Annotated in this window: 12 protein-coding genes; 4 read left to right on the top strand and 8 right to left on the bottom strand. The window is 68.4% G+C overall.

Translation table 11 applies throughout. The features are described 5' to 3' along the window. Positions 1-38: 38 nt before the first annotated feature. Together bluB and argH are read right to left on the bottom strand one after the other, a co-directional pair. Positions 39-710 carry a 5,6-dimethylbenzimidazole synthase gene (gene bluB / locus V5F78_RS21070; RefSeq protein WP_394070845.1) on the bottom strand — a complete coding sequence of 224 codons (672 nt, stop codon included), beginning with the start codon at positions 708-710 and terminating at the stop codon, positions 39-41. Positions 711-791: 81 nt separating this feature from the next. Continuing rightward, complete coding sequence (gene argH, locus V5F78_RS21065) at positions 792-2,189, bottom strand: argininosuccinate lyase (protein WP_394070843.1); 1,398 nt, start codon at positions 2,187-2,189, stop codon at positions 792-794. Between the two features lie 15 nt (positions 2,190-2,204). On the opposite strand from argH, the gene tlpA reads away from it, so the two are divergent. Then, positions 2,205-2,978 (top strand): thiol:disulfide interchange protein TlpA, encoded by a 774-nt coding sequence (gene tlpA / locus V5F78_RS21060; RefSeq protein WP_394070841.1) that lies wholly within the window; start codon positions 2,205-2,207, stop codon positions 2,976-2,978. 196 nt (positions 2,979-3,174) lie between these two features. Here the strand turns inward: tlpA and V5F78_RS21055 are convergent, their stop codons facing one another. From V5F78_RS21055 to V5F78_RS21030, 6 genes are all read right to left on the bottom strand, one after another. Further along, positions 3,175-4,383, bottom strand: coding sequence for a serine hydrolase (locus V5F78_RS21055; RefSeq protein WP_394070839.1), 1,209 nt, complete (start codon positions 4,381-4,383; stop codon positions 3,175-3,177). 131 nt (positions 4,384-4,514) lie between these two features. Next, complete coding sequence (locus V5F78_RS21050; RefSeq protein WP_394015468.1) at positions 4,515-5,396, bottom strand: 3-hydroxybutyryl-CoA dehydrogenase; 882 nt, start codon at positions 5,394-5,396, stop codon at positions 4,515-4,517. A gap of 114 nt (positions 5,397-5,510) precedes the next feature. Next, complete coding sequence (locus tag V5F78_RS21045; RefSeq protein ID WP_394070837.1) at positions 5,511-6,455, bottom strand: electron transfer flavoprotein subunit alpha/FixB family protein; 945 nt, start codon at positions 6,453-6,455, stop codon at positions 5,511-5,513. Then, positions 6,455-7,204, bottom strand: coding sequence for an electron transfer flavoprotein subunit beta/FixA family protein (locus V5F78_RS21040; protein WP_348845798.1), 750 nt, complete (start codon positions 7,202-7,204; stop codon positions 6,455-6,457). Before V5F78_RS21040 ends, V5F78_RS21045 begins: the two co-directional genes overlap by 1 nt. A 175-nt stretch (positions 7,205-7,379) precedes the next feature. Further along, the gene (locus tag V5F78_RS21035) at positions 7,380-8,912 is read right to left on the bottom strand and encodes an HlyD family type I secretion periplasmic adaptor subunit (protein ID WP_394070835.1); all 1,533 of its coding nucleotides are present in this window, start codon (positions 8,910-8,912) and stop codon (positions 7,380-7,382) included. An 11-nt stretch (positions 8,913-8,923) separates the two neighbouring features. Beyond that, complete coding sequence (locus V5F78_RS21030) at positions 8,924-10,693, bottom strand: type I secretion system permease/ATPase (protein ID WP_394070833.1); 1,770 nt, start codon at positions 10,691-10,693, stop codon at positions 8,924-8,926. 275 nt (positions 10,694-10,968) lie between these two features. Between V5F78_RS21030 and ppc the strand changes: the two genes are divergently transcribed. The 3 genes from ppc to V5F78_RS21015 all read left to right on the top strand — a co-directional run bounded on the left by ppc (position 10,969) and on the right by V5F78_RS21015 (position 16,670). After that, positions 10,969-13,761 (top strand): phosphoenolpyruvate carboxylase, encoded by a 2,793-nt coding sequence (ppc, locus tag V5F78_RS21025; protein WP_394070831.1) that lies wholly within the window; start codon positions 10,969-10,971, stop codon positions 13,759-13,761. 187 nt (positions 13,762-13,948) lie between these two features. Further along, positions 13,949-15,241, top strand: a complete 1,293-nt coding sequence (locus tag V5F78_RS21020) for an adenylosuccinate synthase (protein ID WP_394070830.1) — start codon at positions 13,949-13,951, stop codon at positions 15,239-15,241. Between the two features lie 37 nt (positions 15,242-15,278). Next, positions 15,279-16,670 (top strand): hypothetical protein, encoded by a 1,392-nt coding sequence (locus tag V5F78_RS21015; RefSeq protein ID WP_394070828.1) that lies wholly within the window; start codon positions 15,279-15,281, stop codon positions 16,668-16,670. Positions 16,671-16,682: the final 12 nt, after the last annotated feature.

Below are 16,682 nucleotides of genomic sequence, written 5' to 3'. Positions count from 1 at the left end.
GAGGAAGGGGAGTAGGAGAACGGAAAGACATTCGCCCTTCAGCGCCGCAGAACGAACCCTTCCGGCGGGTGGCGGTGTTCCCAATGGCGGGTTTCCAGCTCCGGCACCGCGCTCTCGACGCGCGGAAAGCCGAGGCAGAAATAACCGATGAAGCGCCAGTGCGCCGGCACGTCCATGAGTTCGCCCATGCGCTCGGGCGGTAGGATCGACACCCAGCCGAGGCCGATGCCCTCCGCGCGCGCCGCGAGCCATAGGGTCTGCACCGCCATCACCGCCGAATAATCCAGCGTTTCCGGCATGGTGAGCCGGCCGAGCCCGTGGCCCTGGGCGGTCTCGCGATCGGCGAACAAAGCGAAATGCACCGGCGCATCATCGAGCCCCGCCAGTTTCAGGCGAGCATAAGCGGCGCTCTTGTCGGCCGACTGGCTGGCGAGCGCGTGGGCGTTGCAGGCCTCGAAACAGGCGCGCACCGCCGCGCGGCGGGCGGGATCGTCCACCAGCACGAAGCGCCAGGGCTCGCTCAAGCCGACGGAGGGCGAGAGGCAGGCCATCTGCAGCAGCCGCGCCATCGTGCCGTCGGGCAGCGGATCGGTGCGGAAGTGCCGCACGTCCCGCCGCCAGGCGAGCAGATCATGCAGCCGCGCGCGGAATGCGGCATCGAAATGCGGCGCGGGCTCCGCCCCGCCGTTGGTTCCCTCGTGCGCGACCATGGGTGCCTCCCTCCCTGCCGCCTTCGCCCGCCGTTTGCGGCGGTGCGATCGTCTTGTCCGTCGCCTCAGGCCTTGTGTGCCTCAGGCCTTCGCCGCCTCCGCCTGCAGGCGCTTCAGCCAGCGCTTGGCCTGGGCGCGCACCCGGCTCGGCGCAGTGCCGCCGTAGGATACGCGGCTCTGCACGGAGCGGGTGACCGACAATACGCTGAACACATCCTGCGTGATGCGGCCATCCACGCTTTGCATGTCCTCCAGCGACAGGCGGTGCAGGCCGATGCCGCGATCGGACGCGAGCGCGACGATGCGCCCGGTGACGTGGTGCGCCTCGCGAAACGGCAGGCCGGCCGCGCGCACCAGCCAGTCGGCAAGATCCGTGGCGGTGGAATAGCCCTGCCCGGCGGCGCTCTTCATGCGCGCCACGTCGGGCTCGATGTCGCGCACCATGCCGGCGGTCGCGGCGACCACCAGGGAGAGCGCCGAGAAGGCGTCGAAGGCGCCTTCCTTGTCTTCCTGCATGTCCTTGGCATAAGCGAGCGGCAGGCCCTTCATCACCACCAGCAGGCCGGTGAGCGCGCCGATGATGCGGCCCGCCTTGGCGCGCACCAGCTCGGCGGCGTCCGGATTGCGCTTCTGCGGCATGATGGAGGAGCCGGTGGTGAATTTATCCGACAACCGGATCAGCGCGAACGCCGGCGAGGTCCAGATCACCACTTCTTCCGCGAAGCGCGAGAGATGCACGGCGCAGATGGCGGCGGCGGAGAGCGTCTCCAGCACGAAATCGCGGTCCGACACCGCGTCCAACGAATTCGCCGTCGGCCGGTCGAAGCCGAGCGCCTTGGCCGTCATGTCCCGGTCGATGGGAAAGGACGTGCCGGCGAGCGCCGCCGAGCCGAGCGGGCATTCGTTGAGCCGCGCGCGCGCATCGCGCAGCCGGCCGCGATCGCGCGCCAGCATCTCCACATAGGCCATCAAATGGTGGCCATAGGTCACCGGCTGGGCGGTCTGCAGATGGGTGAAGCCGGGCATGACGGTCGCCGCATGGGCCAGCGCCTTTTCCGACAGCGCCAGCTGCAGGTCCGCCATCTGCGCGTCGAGGGCATCCACCGTGTCGCGCACATAGAGGCGGAAGTCGGTGGCGACCTGGTCGTTGCGTGAGCGCGCGGTATGCAGGCGCCCGGCGCTCGGGCCGATCATGTCGGCGAGACGCTGCTCCACATTCATATGGATGTCTTCCAGATCGCGCCGGAAGGTGAATTTGCCCGCCTCGATCTCTGACAGGATCGTGTCTAGACCGCCCTGGATCTTCTCGACATCCTCCCCCGCGACGATGCCCTGCGTCGCCAGCATGGTGGCGTGGGCCTTGGAACCGGCGATATCCTGGGCGAAAAGGCGCTGGTCGAAGCCGATGGAGGCGTTGATCTCCTCCATGATCGCATCGGGGCCCGTGGAGAATCGCCCGCCCCACATCTTGTTGCTCATGACGGATCTCCGCTGATGACCGAGCCGACCTTGCCGCCCTCCCCCGCCGAACACCGCGCCGGTCCCGCCCGTGGCGGCAAAGGGCGCATGCTGGCTGTGGTGGCAGGAGCGGCACTTGCTGGCGCCGTGGCCGGCGCGCTCGCCCTATACGGGATGAATGCCCTTCCCGGCAATGCACCCGCGGTCACGGCCGCTTCATCGCCGCCGAATTCGCAGGCCGCTCCGGCCCCCGAGAGTGCCAGCTCGGCCCACGATCCCGCCTGCGCGCCGGCCGTGGAGGCAGCGAAGCGTCTTTCACCCTTGGCCAAGGGTGAGATCGCCGCCTTTACGCTGGCCACAGAGCCGCGCCGCCTGCCGCCGCTCTCCTTCGCCGACGGCACCGGCACGCCGAAGACGCTGGCGGATTTCAAGGGCAAGACCCTGCTGGTCAATCTCTGGGCCACCTGGTGTGTCCCCTGCCGCAAGGAAATGCCCGCCCTCGACCGGCTGGAGCAGAGCATGGGCGGGGCGAATTTCCAGGTGGTGGCGATCAATCTCGACACCCGCGACGCCGAGAAGCCGAAGGCGTTCCTGAAGGAGATCGGCATCTCCAACCTGGCCTTCTATGCCGATTCCGGCACCAAGACCTTCCAGGCCCTGCGCGCCGTCGGGCGCGGCTTCGGCCTGCCCACCACCTTGCTGGTGGATTCCCAGGGCTGCGAACTCGGCTATCTCGCCGGCCCGGCCGAATGGGCGAGCGAGGATGCCCAGCATCTCATCAAGAGCGCGGTCGGCGGCGGCCAGGGCTGAGATTCCAGGCTGGCCGCGCGAAACGCGCGGGCCCCCTCCCCACCCCTCCCCCGCGAGCGGGAGAGGGAGCCTGCGGGGGGCTATTCCTTTTCAAGCCTTGCACTCCCCTCTCCCGCTTGCGGGGGAGGGTTAGGGTGGGGGCAATCGGGGAGAGTCATTGAGGGGAAACCGAACAACTGAAGCGGCGGCGCCCCTCTCAAACCCCCAGCAGCAGCTTCATGGCCCGCACGCCGACGGGGGTCGCGGACGGGCCGTTGCAGAGCACGAACACCCCTTCGCCCGAGGGCTTGCCGCTGCCTTGCCAGGCGGAAAAGCCCATCCAGGCGGTGAAGCCGGCCACCCCGCCGTCCTTGGTGAGCACCGTGACGCGCCCGCGTGGCGCCGTCGCATCGGCGCGGAACCAGCCATAGGCGGTGCGCGAAGCGCGTCCCCCGGCGCAGGCGGAGGCGGAGAAATCCGCCCCTTGCTGATAGGCGAGCGCGGGATCTGAGAGCCCGCCCTTCGCGAGGCCCATGTTGAGCCGCAGATAGGCCAGCATGTCCGCCCCCGTGCTGACGATGCCGCCCGCGCCCACCGCCAGCGCATGGGTCGGCCGATAGGACGCGTCGCGCGGCAGGGCCTGCCATTGCTTGGTATAGCCGAGCGGCAAGCGGGCCTTCATGCCGGGCCGGAACCAGCCCGTGTCGCCGGCGCCGAAGCTGGCGCAATAGTCCCCGAGGCGGCGGTCGTAGCGCTCGGCGAAGCCGTCCGCATCGGCGCCCGCGATCCCCGTTCCGGCCATGGCGAGCAGCGCCCAGCCGAGGTTCGAATAGGCATAGCAGGCGCCCTGCTCCATGGGCGGATTATAGGTGGACAGGAAGTCGAACAGGGTCTGGAACCCCGCCATGGTGCGCGGCGGATAGGCGCCGCCCTGGTTGTCCTGCGGCAGGCCGGGGCGATAGGTGGCGAGATTGACGAGGCGCAGCCCTTCCACCGCCGGAGACAGGCGCGCGCTGCCGCCGAGCCAGGTGCCGAGCGTGCCCTCAAACGGGCCATGGCGCTTGTAATGCACGCTGGAGGTGAAGACCTTCGAGATCGAGCCGATTTCAAACGGGGTCTTCGCGTCGAGGGCGAGCGGCTGGCCGAGGGGATTGGTGAGGTCTTCGCCGCCCGCGAACAGCAGGCGCCCCGTTCCATCCGGCCCCACCACGCCCAGCACCAGGGCGAGCCGCGTCGCGCGCAGGGTCCGCGCCCGGGTGCACTCCGCATCAATCAGAGCTTGAAAAGGGTCCGTGCCATCGGAACCGGCCGTGCACACGGGCGCCGGGGTGTTGGTGGATTGCGCGCGCGCCCCACGCCCCCCGAAAGGCGATGCGAGCCCACCCATCGCCAGTCCGCCCAGGACCATCGCGCGCCGTGTCAGCATTCGCCGCTCCCCCGACCTTCGCGCCCAGGCAAGGCCCGGTTTGCGGCGAGATCAGGGACGGCGGAGGCTGTACACGCAATCGGGAACAGCGGGGATCTGGTCCCCCAGCGGCAGTGCCGCGGGGGTCGGCCTCAGCGGGTGGGAACCGGCTTCTCGCCGCGATAATCGTAGAAGCCGCGCTGGGTCTTGCGGCCGAGCCAGCCGGCTTCGACGTATTTCACCAGCAGCGGGCACGGGCGATACTTGCTGTCGGCAAGCCCCTCGTGCAGCACCTGCATGATGGCGAGGCAGGTGTCGAGGCCGATGAAATCCGCCAGCTGCAACGGACCCATGGGATGGTTGGCGCCGAGCTTCATGGCCCGGTCGATGGCATCCACGGAGCCGACGCCCTCATAGAGGGTGTAGATGGCTTCGTTGATCATGGGCAGCAGGATGCGGTTGACGATGAAGGCGGGGAAATCCTCCGCCACCGCATAGGTCTTGTGCAGCCGGGTGACGAACTGCTTGGCGCTCTCGAAGGTGTCGTCGTCGGTGGCGATGCCGCGCACCAGTTCCACCAGCTCCATCAGCGGCACCGGATTCATGAAATGAATGCCGATGAAGCGCTCCGGCCGGTCGGTGGAGGCGGCGAGGCGGGTGATGGAGATGGACGAGGTGTTGGAGGAGATCAGCGCATCCGGCCGCAGCACCGGGCAGAGATCGGCCAGGATCTTGCGCTTCACGTCCTCGCGCTCGGTGGCCGATTCGATCACCAGGTCGCATTCGGCAAGCCCGTCCATGGTCGGCGCGCCGACGATGCGCTGGAGCGCATCCTGGCGGGCCTGCTCGGTCACGGTACCCTTGGAGACCTGCTTGGCCATGTTGCCGTTGATCGTGGCCAGGCCGGAGCGGATGCGGTCCGGATCGGCATCGCTCAGCGCCACGTCATAGCCCGCGAGCGCGCAGACATGGGCGATGCCGTTGCCCATCTGGCCGGCGCCGATGATCCCGACCTTCTTGATCTCGAGCGGCATGGTGCTCTCGTCTTTCCGATATTGGGGGCCGAGATGGCCCCGGTCGGCGCCGAGCCGGGTGGACCGGCGCCGCATGGAGATGTCGCCCGGCTTCGATGGGCGCCGGGCGGGCCCTCAGCCCTTCGCCTTGACGATCGCCGCCTGCAACTCGGGCACGATGGTGAACAGATCGCCCACCAGGCCGTAGTCCGCAACCTGGAAAATAGGCGCTTCCTCGTCCTTGTTGATGGCCACGATGATCTTGGAATCCTTCATGCCCGCCAAGTGCTGAATCGCACCCGAGATGCCCACCGCCACATAAAGTTCGGGCGCGACCACCTTGCCGGTCTGGCCGACCTGCCAGTCGTTCGGGGCATAGCCAGCGTCCACCGCGGCGCGCGAGGCGCCCACCGCCGCGCCCAGCGCGTCGGCGAGCGGCTCGATGACCTCGGCGAACTTCTCCTTGGAGCCCACCGCCCGGCCGCCGGAGACGATGATCTTCGCTGCCGTCAGTTCCGGACGGTCGGAGGCGGCGATGGCCTCGTCCACGAACGAAGACACGCCCGGATTTTCCGCCGCGCCGATGGTCTCGACGCTGGCCGAGCCGCCCTCGGGCGTGGCGCCGAACGAGGCGGTCCGCACCGTGATGACCTTCTTCGCGTCAGTCGCCTGCACGGTCTGGATGGCATTGCCGGCATAGATTGGCCGCTCGAACGTGTCGGGCGAAACCACCTTCACGATGTCCGACACCTGCATCACGTCCAGCAGCGCGGCGACGCGCGGCAGCACGTTCTTGGCCACCGAGGTGGAGGCGCCGACGATCGCGTCATAGGCCGGGGCGAGCGAGACGATCAGCGCCGCCAGCGGCTCGGCGAGGCGGTGCGCATAGCTATCGCCATCGGCGAGCAGCACCTTCTCCACGCCCGAGAGCTTGGCGGCGGCTTCCGCCACCGCGGCGGCGTTCTGGCCGGCGACCAGGATGTGCACCGGGCCGCCCAAAGCGGCGGCGGCGGTCAGGGCCTTGGCGGTGGCGCCATTGAGAACCGAATTGTCGTGTTCGGCGAGCAGCAAAGTCGTCATCAGATCACCCCCGCCTCATCCTTGAGCTTCGTCACCAGCTCGGCCACCGAGCCCACCTTCACCCCGGCCTTGCGGCCGGCCGGCTCGGCGGTGTTCAGCACCTTCAGGCGCGGCGCCACGTCCACGCCATAGGCGTCGGGCGTCTTCTCGTCGATGGGCTTCTTCTTGGCCTTCATGATGTTGGGCAGCGAGGCATAGCGCGGCTCGTTCAGCCGCAGGTCGGTGGTGACGATGGCCGGCAGGGAGAGCTTCACGGTCTGAAGGCCGCCGTCGATCTCGCGCGTGACGAGGGCCGCACCCTCTTCCAGCACCACCTTGGAGGCGAACGTGCCCTGGCCCCAGCCGAGCAGCGCCGCCAGCATCTGGCCGGTCTGGTTGGAATCGTCGTCGATCGCCTGCTTGCCGAGGATCACGAGCTGCGGGGCTTCCTCGCCCACCACGCCCTTGAGGATCTTGGCCACGGCGAGCGGCTCCACCACGCCGTCCACCTTCACCAGGATGCCGCGATCGGCCCCCATGGCGAGCGCGGTGCGCAGGGTCTCGGTGGCCTGCGCCGGGCCGATGGAAACCACCACCACCTCGGTCGCCTTGCCCGCTTCCTTGAGGCGCAGGGCTTCTTCCACCGCGATCTCGTCGAACGGGTTCATGGACATCTTGACGTTGGCCAGTTCCACACCGGACCCGTCCGCCTTCACACGGACCTTCACGTTGTAGTCCACCACCCGCTTGACAGGCACCAGGATCTTCATTGTTGAGCGCTCCTCCCGACCCACTTTAAGTGCGGCTGCGGAAAACCTCCCGCGCCGGAGCCATGCGCCGCGAACCACGCAGCGCAGCAAACCTTGGGGCGGGCAACCTAGAAGTGGCCCGAAACCCTGTCAACGCGGAAGCTGGCGCGGGTTTGTACCGCTCCGGGAACCGCCCTCATTTCTCCCGGAAGGACCGCGTCAGGGCATCTGTGAGGGGGCGCGTCAAATAGCTCATGACGCTGCGCTCCCCGGTATTGAAAACCACCTCCGCAGGCATGCCCGGCCGCAGCCGCGCCTTCATCTCCTCGGGAATGTCCGTGCTCGCCACCGCCACCACCGCCTGGAAATAGGGCTGGTGGGTGGTCTCGTCGATCAGCCGGTCGGGCGAGACCGTGCGCAGCTCGCCGAGGATGAGCGGCGTGGTGCGCGAGTGGAAGGCGGGAAAGCGCACCTCCACGCCGGTGACGCCGCCGTGCAGGCGGTCGATGTCCGTGGTCGGCACCTGGGCGTCGACGATCAGGTCGTCGTTCTGCGGCACGATTTCCAGCATGGTATCGCCCGGCCGCACCACGGCGCCGACCGTATAGATCTTCTGGTTGATGTTCTGCACGATCCCGGAGCGCGGCGCGCGGATGTCGATCCGGCTCAGCACATTCTTGGACACGTTCAGCTTCTCGCGCAGGTCCGCGATCTTCTGTCGCGTCTCGACGATCTGCCCGGCCACCTCTTCCTGCTGCTTCTGATCCAATTGCTGGATCTGCATCTTCATTTCGCTCATGGTGTTGGCCGCTTTCGCCGCATCCGCGATGTTGCGGCCCACGGTGCCCTGAAGCCGCGCCTTCTCGCGCTGGAGCTGGGCGACGCGGGGCTTGGAGACCAGGCCCTTGTCGTTGAGCTGCTGCACGCCGGCCAGCTCGTCGTCGATATAGAACAATTGCTGGTCGGCGGAGGCGCGCTCGCGGGCAAGCCCGTCGATCTCCGTCTGGCCCTGGGCGATGCGGCTGTTGAGGATTGCCGTCTGCCCCTCCAGCGAGGCCTTGCGGTCGCGGAACTGGATCATTTGGTCGGTGAGGATGGATTTGACCGCCGGGTCCTGCGCGCGGGCCATGAGCTCGGGCGGGAAGGTGACGGCGCCCGCGTGCTCGCGCTCGGCCGTGAGCCGGGCATCGGTGGCCAGCAGCGTGTCGAGCTGGCCGCGCAGGGCATCGTAATTGGATTGCGAACTGGTGGGATCGAGGCGGAACAGCAGCGCGCCGCGCTCCACGCTCTGCCCGTCCTTCACGTGGATCTCGGCGACGATGCCGCCTTCCAGGTGCTGCACCACCTGGCGCTTGCTCTCCACCGACACCACGCCGGAGGCGATCACCGCGCTGTCGATATTGGCGAATGCCGCCCAGCCGCCGAACACGCCGAAGGTGAGGAAGATCACGCCATAGCCCATGGTCGCCACCCGGCGGAAATCGCTGGAGGCCACGGGCGCCTTCATGCCGTTGTCGGCATCGGCGATTTCCGGTGCCGGAGGCGGCACGATCACATCGCGCACGAACCGCACACTGGCATCCCTGGCGGCAGCGAGGCGCGCCAGCGCGGTTTGGCCGAGCGGGCTTTGGACGAGGGGCGTTTGGCCGATCCCCCGCAGCGCCGCGCCGAGCCGCTCGCGGGCGGCCTCTTTGGCGGAGCGGATGGGGCTGTCAGGACGAATGGACATCTGCTTCCCCCTCAAGCACCGGCGGCCTGGCCGCCGATATGTGCGGGCGCCGGAGCCTCCGCCGGCTGAACCAGGCGCGGGCCGAGCACCTTGGCGAGCACCTCGTCGCGCGGGCCGAACCCGTGCGCCACGCCTTCGTTCAGCAGCAGGATATAGTCGCACAGGCCGAGGCTGTTGGTCTTGTGCGTGACCAGAACCACGGTGCGCCCGGCCTTGCGCAGCGCCTGCACCGCCACCATCAGCGCCTGCTCGCCGGCGGCGTCCAGGCTGGCGTTGGGCTCGTCCAGCACCACCAGGGCGGGGCTTCCGTAGATGGCGCGGGCGAGCGCGATGCGCTGGCGCTGGCCACCGGAGAGCGAGGCGCCGCTTTCGCCGATCTCGGTATTATAGCCGCGCGGCAGGCGCTGGATCATCTCGTGCACGCCGGCCATCTGCGCGGCCTGCACCACCTGCGCCTCGTCGCGGGCCGTGAAGCGGGCGATATTGTCGGCGATCGAGCCGGCGAACAATTCCACATCCTGCGGCAGATAGCCGAGGCAGCGGCCGAGTTGCTCGGGGTCCCAATGGCCAAGGTCGGACCCGTCGAGCCGCACCGCGCCGGCGCTGGCCGGCCACACGCCCACCAGCACGCGGGCGAGGCTCGATTTTCCCGCCGCGCTCGGGCCGATGACGCCGAGCACCGCCCCCGCCGGCACCGCGAACGAGACCCCCCGCAGCACCGGCACCTCGCGGCCCGGCGCATGGGCGACCAGGTTTTCCACCTGAAGCGTGCCGGTGGGATCGGGCAGGCGCATGCGGGCGGCGGGGGGCGGCGACATGCGCAGCAGCTCCTGCACCCGGCGGTACGCGGAGCGGGTGGCGACGATGCCCTTCCAATTGCCGATCGCCATCTCGATGGGCTGGATGCAGCGCCCGACGATGATCGAGGCGGCGATCATCATGCCCGGCGAGATTTCCCGGTTGATGGCGAGATAGGCGCCGAGCCCGAGGATCAGGCTCTGCATGAACATGCGGTTGAACTTGGTGGCGGCCATCAGGAACGCCGCCCGGTCCGAGGCCAGCGCCTGCCAGCCGAGCGCGGCGCCGCGATGGATGATCCAGCGCTCACGCAATTGCCGCACCATCCCCATGGCCTGGAGCACCTCGGCATTGCGGAACGTGGTGGTGGCCTCGTTATTGGCGCTGATATTGGCTTTCGTTGCCCGGTCGAGGATCGGCCGCGTCACCTTGTCGTTGGCGAAGGCGAGCACGCCGGAGATCAGGCAGCTCACCACCGCCAGGATGCCGTACCAGGGATGCAGCAAGGTGGCGAAGATGATGTAGATCGGCACCCAGGGCACGTCGCAGCAGGAGATCAGGCCCGGGCCGGCGAAGAATTCGCGCACCGTATCCACGTCCCGCAGCGCCTGCACATGGCCGGGCGAGGGCCGCCGCAGCGAGGCGCGCTGCACCGCATCGAACGCCTCTTCCTTGATGCTCTCGTCGAACTTCGCCCCGGCGCGCACCAGCAATTGGGTGCGCAGCGCCTCGAGGGCGGCCGAGACCATGTAGAGGATGGCGACGATGATGGTGAGCAGCACCAGGGTTTGCAGATTGCGGCTCGCCAGGACGCGGTCATAGACCTGCATCATGTAGAGCGAGCCGGTCAGCCCGAGAATATTGATGAAGAAGCTGAACACCACCACGGTCCACAACGCCGGCCGGGCCGCGTGCAACGCATGGTCGAGCGCGGTGGGCGCGGGTGGAAGCGATGGACGCGCGGCTGCGAGCGACTGAACCATGGACCCCCCGGACCCGGCGCCCCACACGGGAGCGCACGCTTTCTCCGGCGCGCCGGCCGGCCTTCTCTTGTCGCTATCCAACTGTGCCTTGGCAAGAGGCGAAAGTGTTGTGCCAACTTCACTTTAGCGCCGGAGCGGCCGACCGGCACGCGGTTTCGCACGCGCGGCCGTTTTCGAGGGATCGCCCGCATTGGCGTGCAGCATTTGCTTCGCTCATGCAAAAAAGCTCGTTAGACTAAAGAGCAATATGCCAAGCGGCGACGGGGGTCGGACACATGTCGAGTGCGGTCTGGGCGGGGTTGAACGAGCCGGCGGATGAAACCAGCGATAAGGATCGCCCGCTGCGAGAGGATATCCGCCTGCTCGGCCGCATCCTCGGCGACACGGTGCGCGAGCAGGAAGGCGACGATATCTTCGCGCTCGTGGAGCGCATCCGCCAGACCTCGCTGCGCTTCCACCGCGATTCCGAGGAGGGCGCGCGCCAGGAGCTGGAAGGCCTGCTGGAGAGCCTGAAGTCGGACACCGCCGTGCGGATCATCCGCGCTTTCAGCTATTTCTCGCACCTCGCCAACATCGCCGAGGATGTGCACCACACCCGCCGCAACCGCGCCCACGCCATCGCAGGATCCGCGCCGCGTGTCGGCACGCTCGCCAATGCCTTCGCCCGCGCCGCCGCCGGAGGCAAAAGCCCGGACGCGCTCAAGGCCTTCTTCGACACCGCTTTGGTCAGCCCGGTGCTCACCGCCCATCCCACCGAGGTGCGCCGCAAGAGCACGCTCAATCGAGAGATGGAGATCGGCGCGCTGCTGGACCGGCGCCAGCGGCTGGAAGCCACCCCCGAGGAGGCCGCGCGCGATATCGAGACCCTGCGCCGCGCCGTGCTCACCTTGTGGCAGACCGCCATCCTGCGCCGCATCAAGCTGACCGTGCTCGACGAGGTGGTGAACGGCCTCTCCTATTACGACTACACCTTCCTGCACGAAGTGCCGCGCCTGTTCTGCGCCGTCGAGGACCATCTCGAGCAACTCGACCCCGAGGCCGGGCCGGTCGACGTGCCCTCGTTCCTGCGGGTGGGCAGCTGGATCGGCGGCGACCGGGACGGCAATCCCTTCGTCACCGCCGACGTGCTGCGCATCACCGTGGAACTGCACCGCGACCGCGCCATGCAATTCTACCGCGAGGAAGTGGAGGCGCTCGCCGCCGAACTTTCGCTCGCGAGCCGGCTGGTGCCGGTCTCGGCGGAGCTGGCCGAACTGGTCGCGCGCTCCCCGGACACCTCCGCACGCCACCGGGACGAGCCCTATCGCCGGGCGCTGGCCACCGTCGCTGCCCGCCTCGCCGCGAGCGAGGCGGCGCTGAAGGGCGCCACCGGCCCCGCAGACGCGGCCTATCCGCCCTATGAGAGCGCCGCCGCCTTCAAGGCCGATCTCGATGTCATCCACCGCTCGCTGTGCGCAAACGGCTCGCGTGTGCTGGCGCGGGGCCGGCTGCGTAACCTGCGGCGCGCGGCCGATTGCTTCGGCTTCCACCTCGCCAGCCTCGACCTGCGGCAGAATTCCGACGTCCATGCCCGCACCGTCGGCGAATTGCTGGAAGCAGTCTCACCCGGCACCGATTATGCCGGCATGGACGAAGAAGCGCGCATCGCTTTGCTCACGCGTGAGCTCACCAATGCCCGCCCGCTCGCCTCGCCCTTCCTCACCTATTCGGAAGAGACCCAGTCGGAACTCGCGATCCTGCGCGAAGCCGCCCACGCGCACCGCATGCTGGGTGGGGCCGTCATTCCCAATTGCATCATCTCCAAGGCCGAGGGCGTCTCGGACCTGCTGGAAGTGGCGCTGCTGCTGAAGGAAGTGGGGCTGGTGCAGGCGAGCGGCACGAGCGCGCTCAACATCATTCCGCTGTTCGAGACGATCGGCGATCTGCAGGCCTGCGCCAAGGTGATGGACCGCATGCTGGCGATCCCGCAATACCGCAGCCTGGTGGACAGCCGCGGCGGCGAGCAGGAAGTGATGCTCGGCTATTCCGACAGCAACAAGGACGGCGGCTTCGTCACCTCCGGCTGGGAATTGTACAAGGCCGAGACTTCGTTGATCGAAGTGTTCGCCCGCCACAATGTGCGGCTGCGCCTGTTCCACGGGCGCGGCGGCTCCGTGGGGCGCGGCGGCGGCCCGAGCTATGACGCGATCCTCGCCCAGCCCGCGGGCGCGGTGGACGGGCAGATCCGCGTGACCGAACAGGGCGAGATCATCGCCTCCAAATATTCCAATCCCGACGTCGGCCGGCGCAATCTGGAGATCCTGGTCTCCGCCACGCTCGATGCCACGCTGCTCCAGCCGGAACAGGCCGATCCGCGGCCGGAATTCTCCGCCTTCATGGAGGATTTGTCGGACCGCGCTTTTGCCGCCTATCGCGGCCTCGTCTACGAAACCCCCGGCTTCGAGGATTATTTCTGGTCCTCGACCGTGATCAGCGAGATCGCCACGCTGAACATCGGCTCGCGCCCCGCCTCGCGCAACAAGACGCGCTCCATCGAGGCGCTGCGGGCCATTCCCTGGGTGTTCTCCTGGGCCCAATGCCGTCTCATGCTGCCGGCCTGGTACGGCTTCGGCACGGCGGTGAAGGGCTTCCTGGCCGCCCATCCGGACGAGGGCATGGCGCACCTCCGGGCCATGTACAAGGAATGGCCGTTCTTCCGCACCCTCCTGTCCAACATGGACATGGTGCTCTCGAAAAGCTCGCTGGCGGTGGCCTCGCGCTATGCCGAGCTGGTGCCGGACGAACTGCTGCGCGCCCGCATCTTCGAGCGCATCCGGGCCGAATACGAGACCTCCATCGAGCTGCTTTTGGCCATCATGGGCCAGAAGCGCCTGCTGGAGGGCAACCCGCTGCTCGACCGCTCGATCCGCAACCGCTTCCCCTATCTCGACCCGCTCAATCACGTTCAGGTGCACATGCTGAAGCTGCATCGCCGCGCCCAGGCCGGGGAGGATGTGGGGGACAAGGTGCTGCACGGCATCCAGCTCACCATCAACGGCATCTCCGCCGGATTGCGCAATTCGGGGTGAAAACGGCTTGGGTCCGGGCCGTCCCGTGCGCCCGCGGGCGGGCGGCGGGACCGCCCGCCGCCGCGTAACGCCTTGCCTCGCAAGCCTCGATCCCGTAAGACGCACCCATCTGGCCCCGGTCCAACCGGGGCTTTGCTTTGTTCGCGCGCGCCGCATTCGGCCGCGCCCCGGCGGAGGACCGCTCACCTTGGCCAACGTGGTCGTTGTCGGCTCGCAATGGGGCGACGAAGGAAAAGGCAAGATCGTCGACTGGCTCTCCGAGCAGGCCGACGTGGTGGTTCGCTTCCAGGGAGGCCACAATGCCGGCCATACCCTGGTGGTGAACGGCGTCACCTATAAGCTCTCGCTGCTGCCTTCGGGCGTGGTACGGCCCGGCAAGCTCTCGGTCATCGGCAATGGCGTCGTGCTCGATCCCCAGGCGCTGGTGGATGAACTCGCACGCCTCGCCGCCCAGGGCGTCGTCGTCGGCCCCGAGCGCCTGCGCATCGCCGAGACCACCCCGCTGATCCTGCCGCTGCATCGCGAGCTGGACGCCCTGCGCGAAGGCGCCAATCCCGGCACCCGCATCGGCACCACCAAGCGCGGCATCGGCCCGGCGTACGAGGACAAGGTTGGCCGCCGCGCGATCCGCCTCGTGGACCTCGCCGACCTCTCGAGCCTGCCGGCCAAAGTGGAACGCCTGCTCAGCCACCACAATCCGCTGCGGCGCGGCCTCGGCCTGGACGAGGTGGATGCGGCGGCGCTGATCGCCGAGCTGGAAGCCATCGCCCCCAAGGTCCTCCCCTTCATGGACCGGGTGTGGGAATTGCTCGACAAGGCCCGCCGCGACGGCAAGAAGATCCTGTTCGAAGGCGCCCAGGGCGCCCTGCTGGACATCGACCACGGCACCTATCCCTATGTCACCTCTTCCAACACCGTCGCCTCCGGCGCGGCGAGCGGATCGGGCGTGGGACCGGGCGCACTGGACTATGTGCTCGGCATCACCAAGGCCTACACCACCCGCGTCGGCGAAGGTCCGTTCCCCTCGGAGCTGACGGACGAAGTGGGCAAGACGCTCGGCACCAAAGGCCGCGAGTTCGGCGTCGTCACCGGCCGCCCGCGCCGCTGCGGCTGGTTCGACGCGGTGCTGGTGCGCCAGACCGTGAAGACCTGCGGCATCCACGGCATCGCGCTGACCAAGCTCGACGTGCTGGACGGATTCGAGGAGCTGAAGGTCTGCGTCGGCTACATGCTCGACGGCAAGGAGATTGATTATCTCCCGGCCGAAAGCGGCCAGCAGGCGCGCGCCATCCCCATCTACGAGACCATTCCCGGCTGGAAGGAATCCACCGCCGGCGCACGTTCCTGGGCCGATCTTCCGGCTGAGGCGGTGAAATATGTGCGCTGGGTCGAGGAGCTGATCGGCTGCCCGGTGGCCGTGCTTTCGACAAGCCCGGAACGCGATGACACAATTTTGGTGCAAAATCCGTTTCAAGCTTAACCAAAGCTTTCCTGCTTTCCTCCAGATTTAAGCGCTGATGGCTGATTATTACCCGCTCCTGGTTCGTGCGATCGCCGGTCTCCCGTCCAATACGGCCGAGACGCGGAAGATGATGTTCGACCGCGCGCGGAACACCCTTCTGAAGCAATTGCGCGGCGTCGAGCCGCCTTTGCCGGAAGGGGAGATCACCCGCGAGCGCCAGTCCCTGGAAGAGGCCATCCGCCGAATCGAGGCGGAACAGAAGGCGCGCGCCCCGGTCGCCGAGCCGCCCGCCCCGGTGGAGCCACCGCCGCCCGAAAAGCCCGCCGCCCCGCCGCCGGAGCCGGCCGCCATCGCGCCGCCGCCCGCGCCGTCGGGCAGCGAACCGCCGCGCCGTCGCCTCGGCGAGACTGCCGCGCGCTCGGCCTTTCCCCCGCCGCCGGAAGAAACGCCCCCGCAGGCGGTCTCGGACGACGCGGCCACGGACCAGCGGCCGACCCTCGGCAAGCCCAAGGTCGCGAGCCGCACCGCCCGCCCGCGCATGCCGGTTTCCGACGAAGACAAGGCCAGCGGTCGTGGCCGGCGCACGCTCATCTATTTCGGCTTGGCCATCGTGGCCGTCGGCGGCATCGCGCTCGCCGTGGTCAATCACGATACGCTGGAGCAGATCGTCTTTTCGCGGTCGGCCCCTCCGCCGGCTCCGACCCAGCAGGGCGCCGACGCCGCACGGCCCGCGAGCGAGCCGGCCAAGAGCGCGGACCGCGTCGCCCAGGCTTCCGGCGACGCCGCCCGCCGCCCCCCGCCCATGCCGCAGCGTCCGACCAGCGGCACCCAGCGCGCCGTCCTGTTCGAGGAAAGCGCCTCGGGCCCGCAGGGCCTGCAGAGTTATGAAGGCACGGTGACCTGGAAGACCGAGACCTTCAATGCCGGTCCCGGCCTTCCGCCCGACACCGGCATCCGGGCCGAATTGCAGATTCCCGAACGGCGCATGGCGCTTTCGTTCGTGCTGAGGCGCAATACCGACCAGACCTTGCCCGCCTCGCACACCATCGAGATCGGCTTTACCCTGCCGCAAGACTTCCCCTATGGCGGCATCACCAATGTGCCCGGCATCCGCATGAAGCAGACCGAAGCCGCCCAGGGCGCGCCTCTGGTGGGGCTTTCGGTGCGGGTCAACCCGACCTATTTCCTGGTGGGCCTCTCTGCCGTGCCGGCCGATCGCCAGCGCAATATCCAATTGCTGCAGAGCCGGCCGTGGATCGACATTCCGGTGGTCTATACCAACAACAAGCGGGCGATTATCGCGTTCGAAAAGGGCGCGCCGGGGGAACAGGCCTTCCAGGATGCCTTCACCGCCTGGGGGGAATGGCAGCCGCAGGCGCCCGCCCCGCCGCCGCCCCTCGATGCCGGCACCGCCCCCATGACAGCGCCCGCGCCGGGCGGGGGCTGATCGCGCGCGCCC

Origin of the sequence: Roseixanthobacter glucoisosaccharinicivorans (assembly GCF_043195095.2) — a bacterium.
GTDB lineage: Bacteria > Pseudomonadota > Alphaproteobacteria > Rhizobiales > Xanthobacteraceae > NCEH01.
The sequence above is the reverse complement of the archived record's forward strand: the minus strand, read 5'-3'. Positions and strand labels throughout refer to the sequence as shown.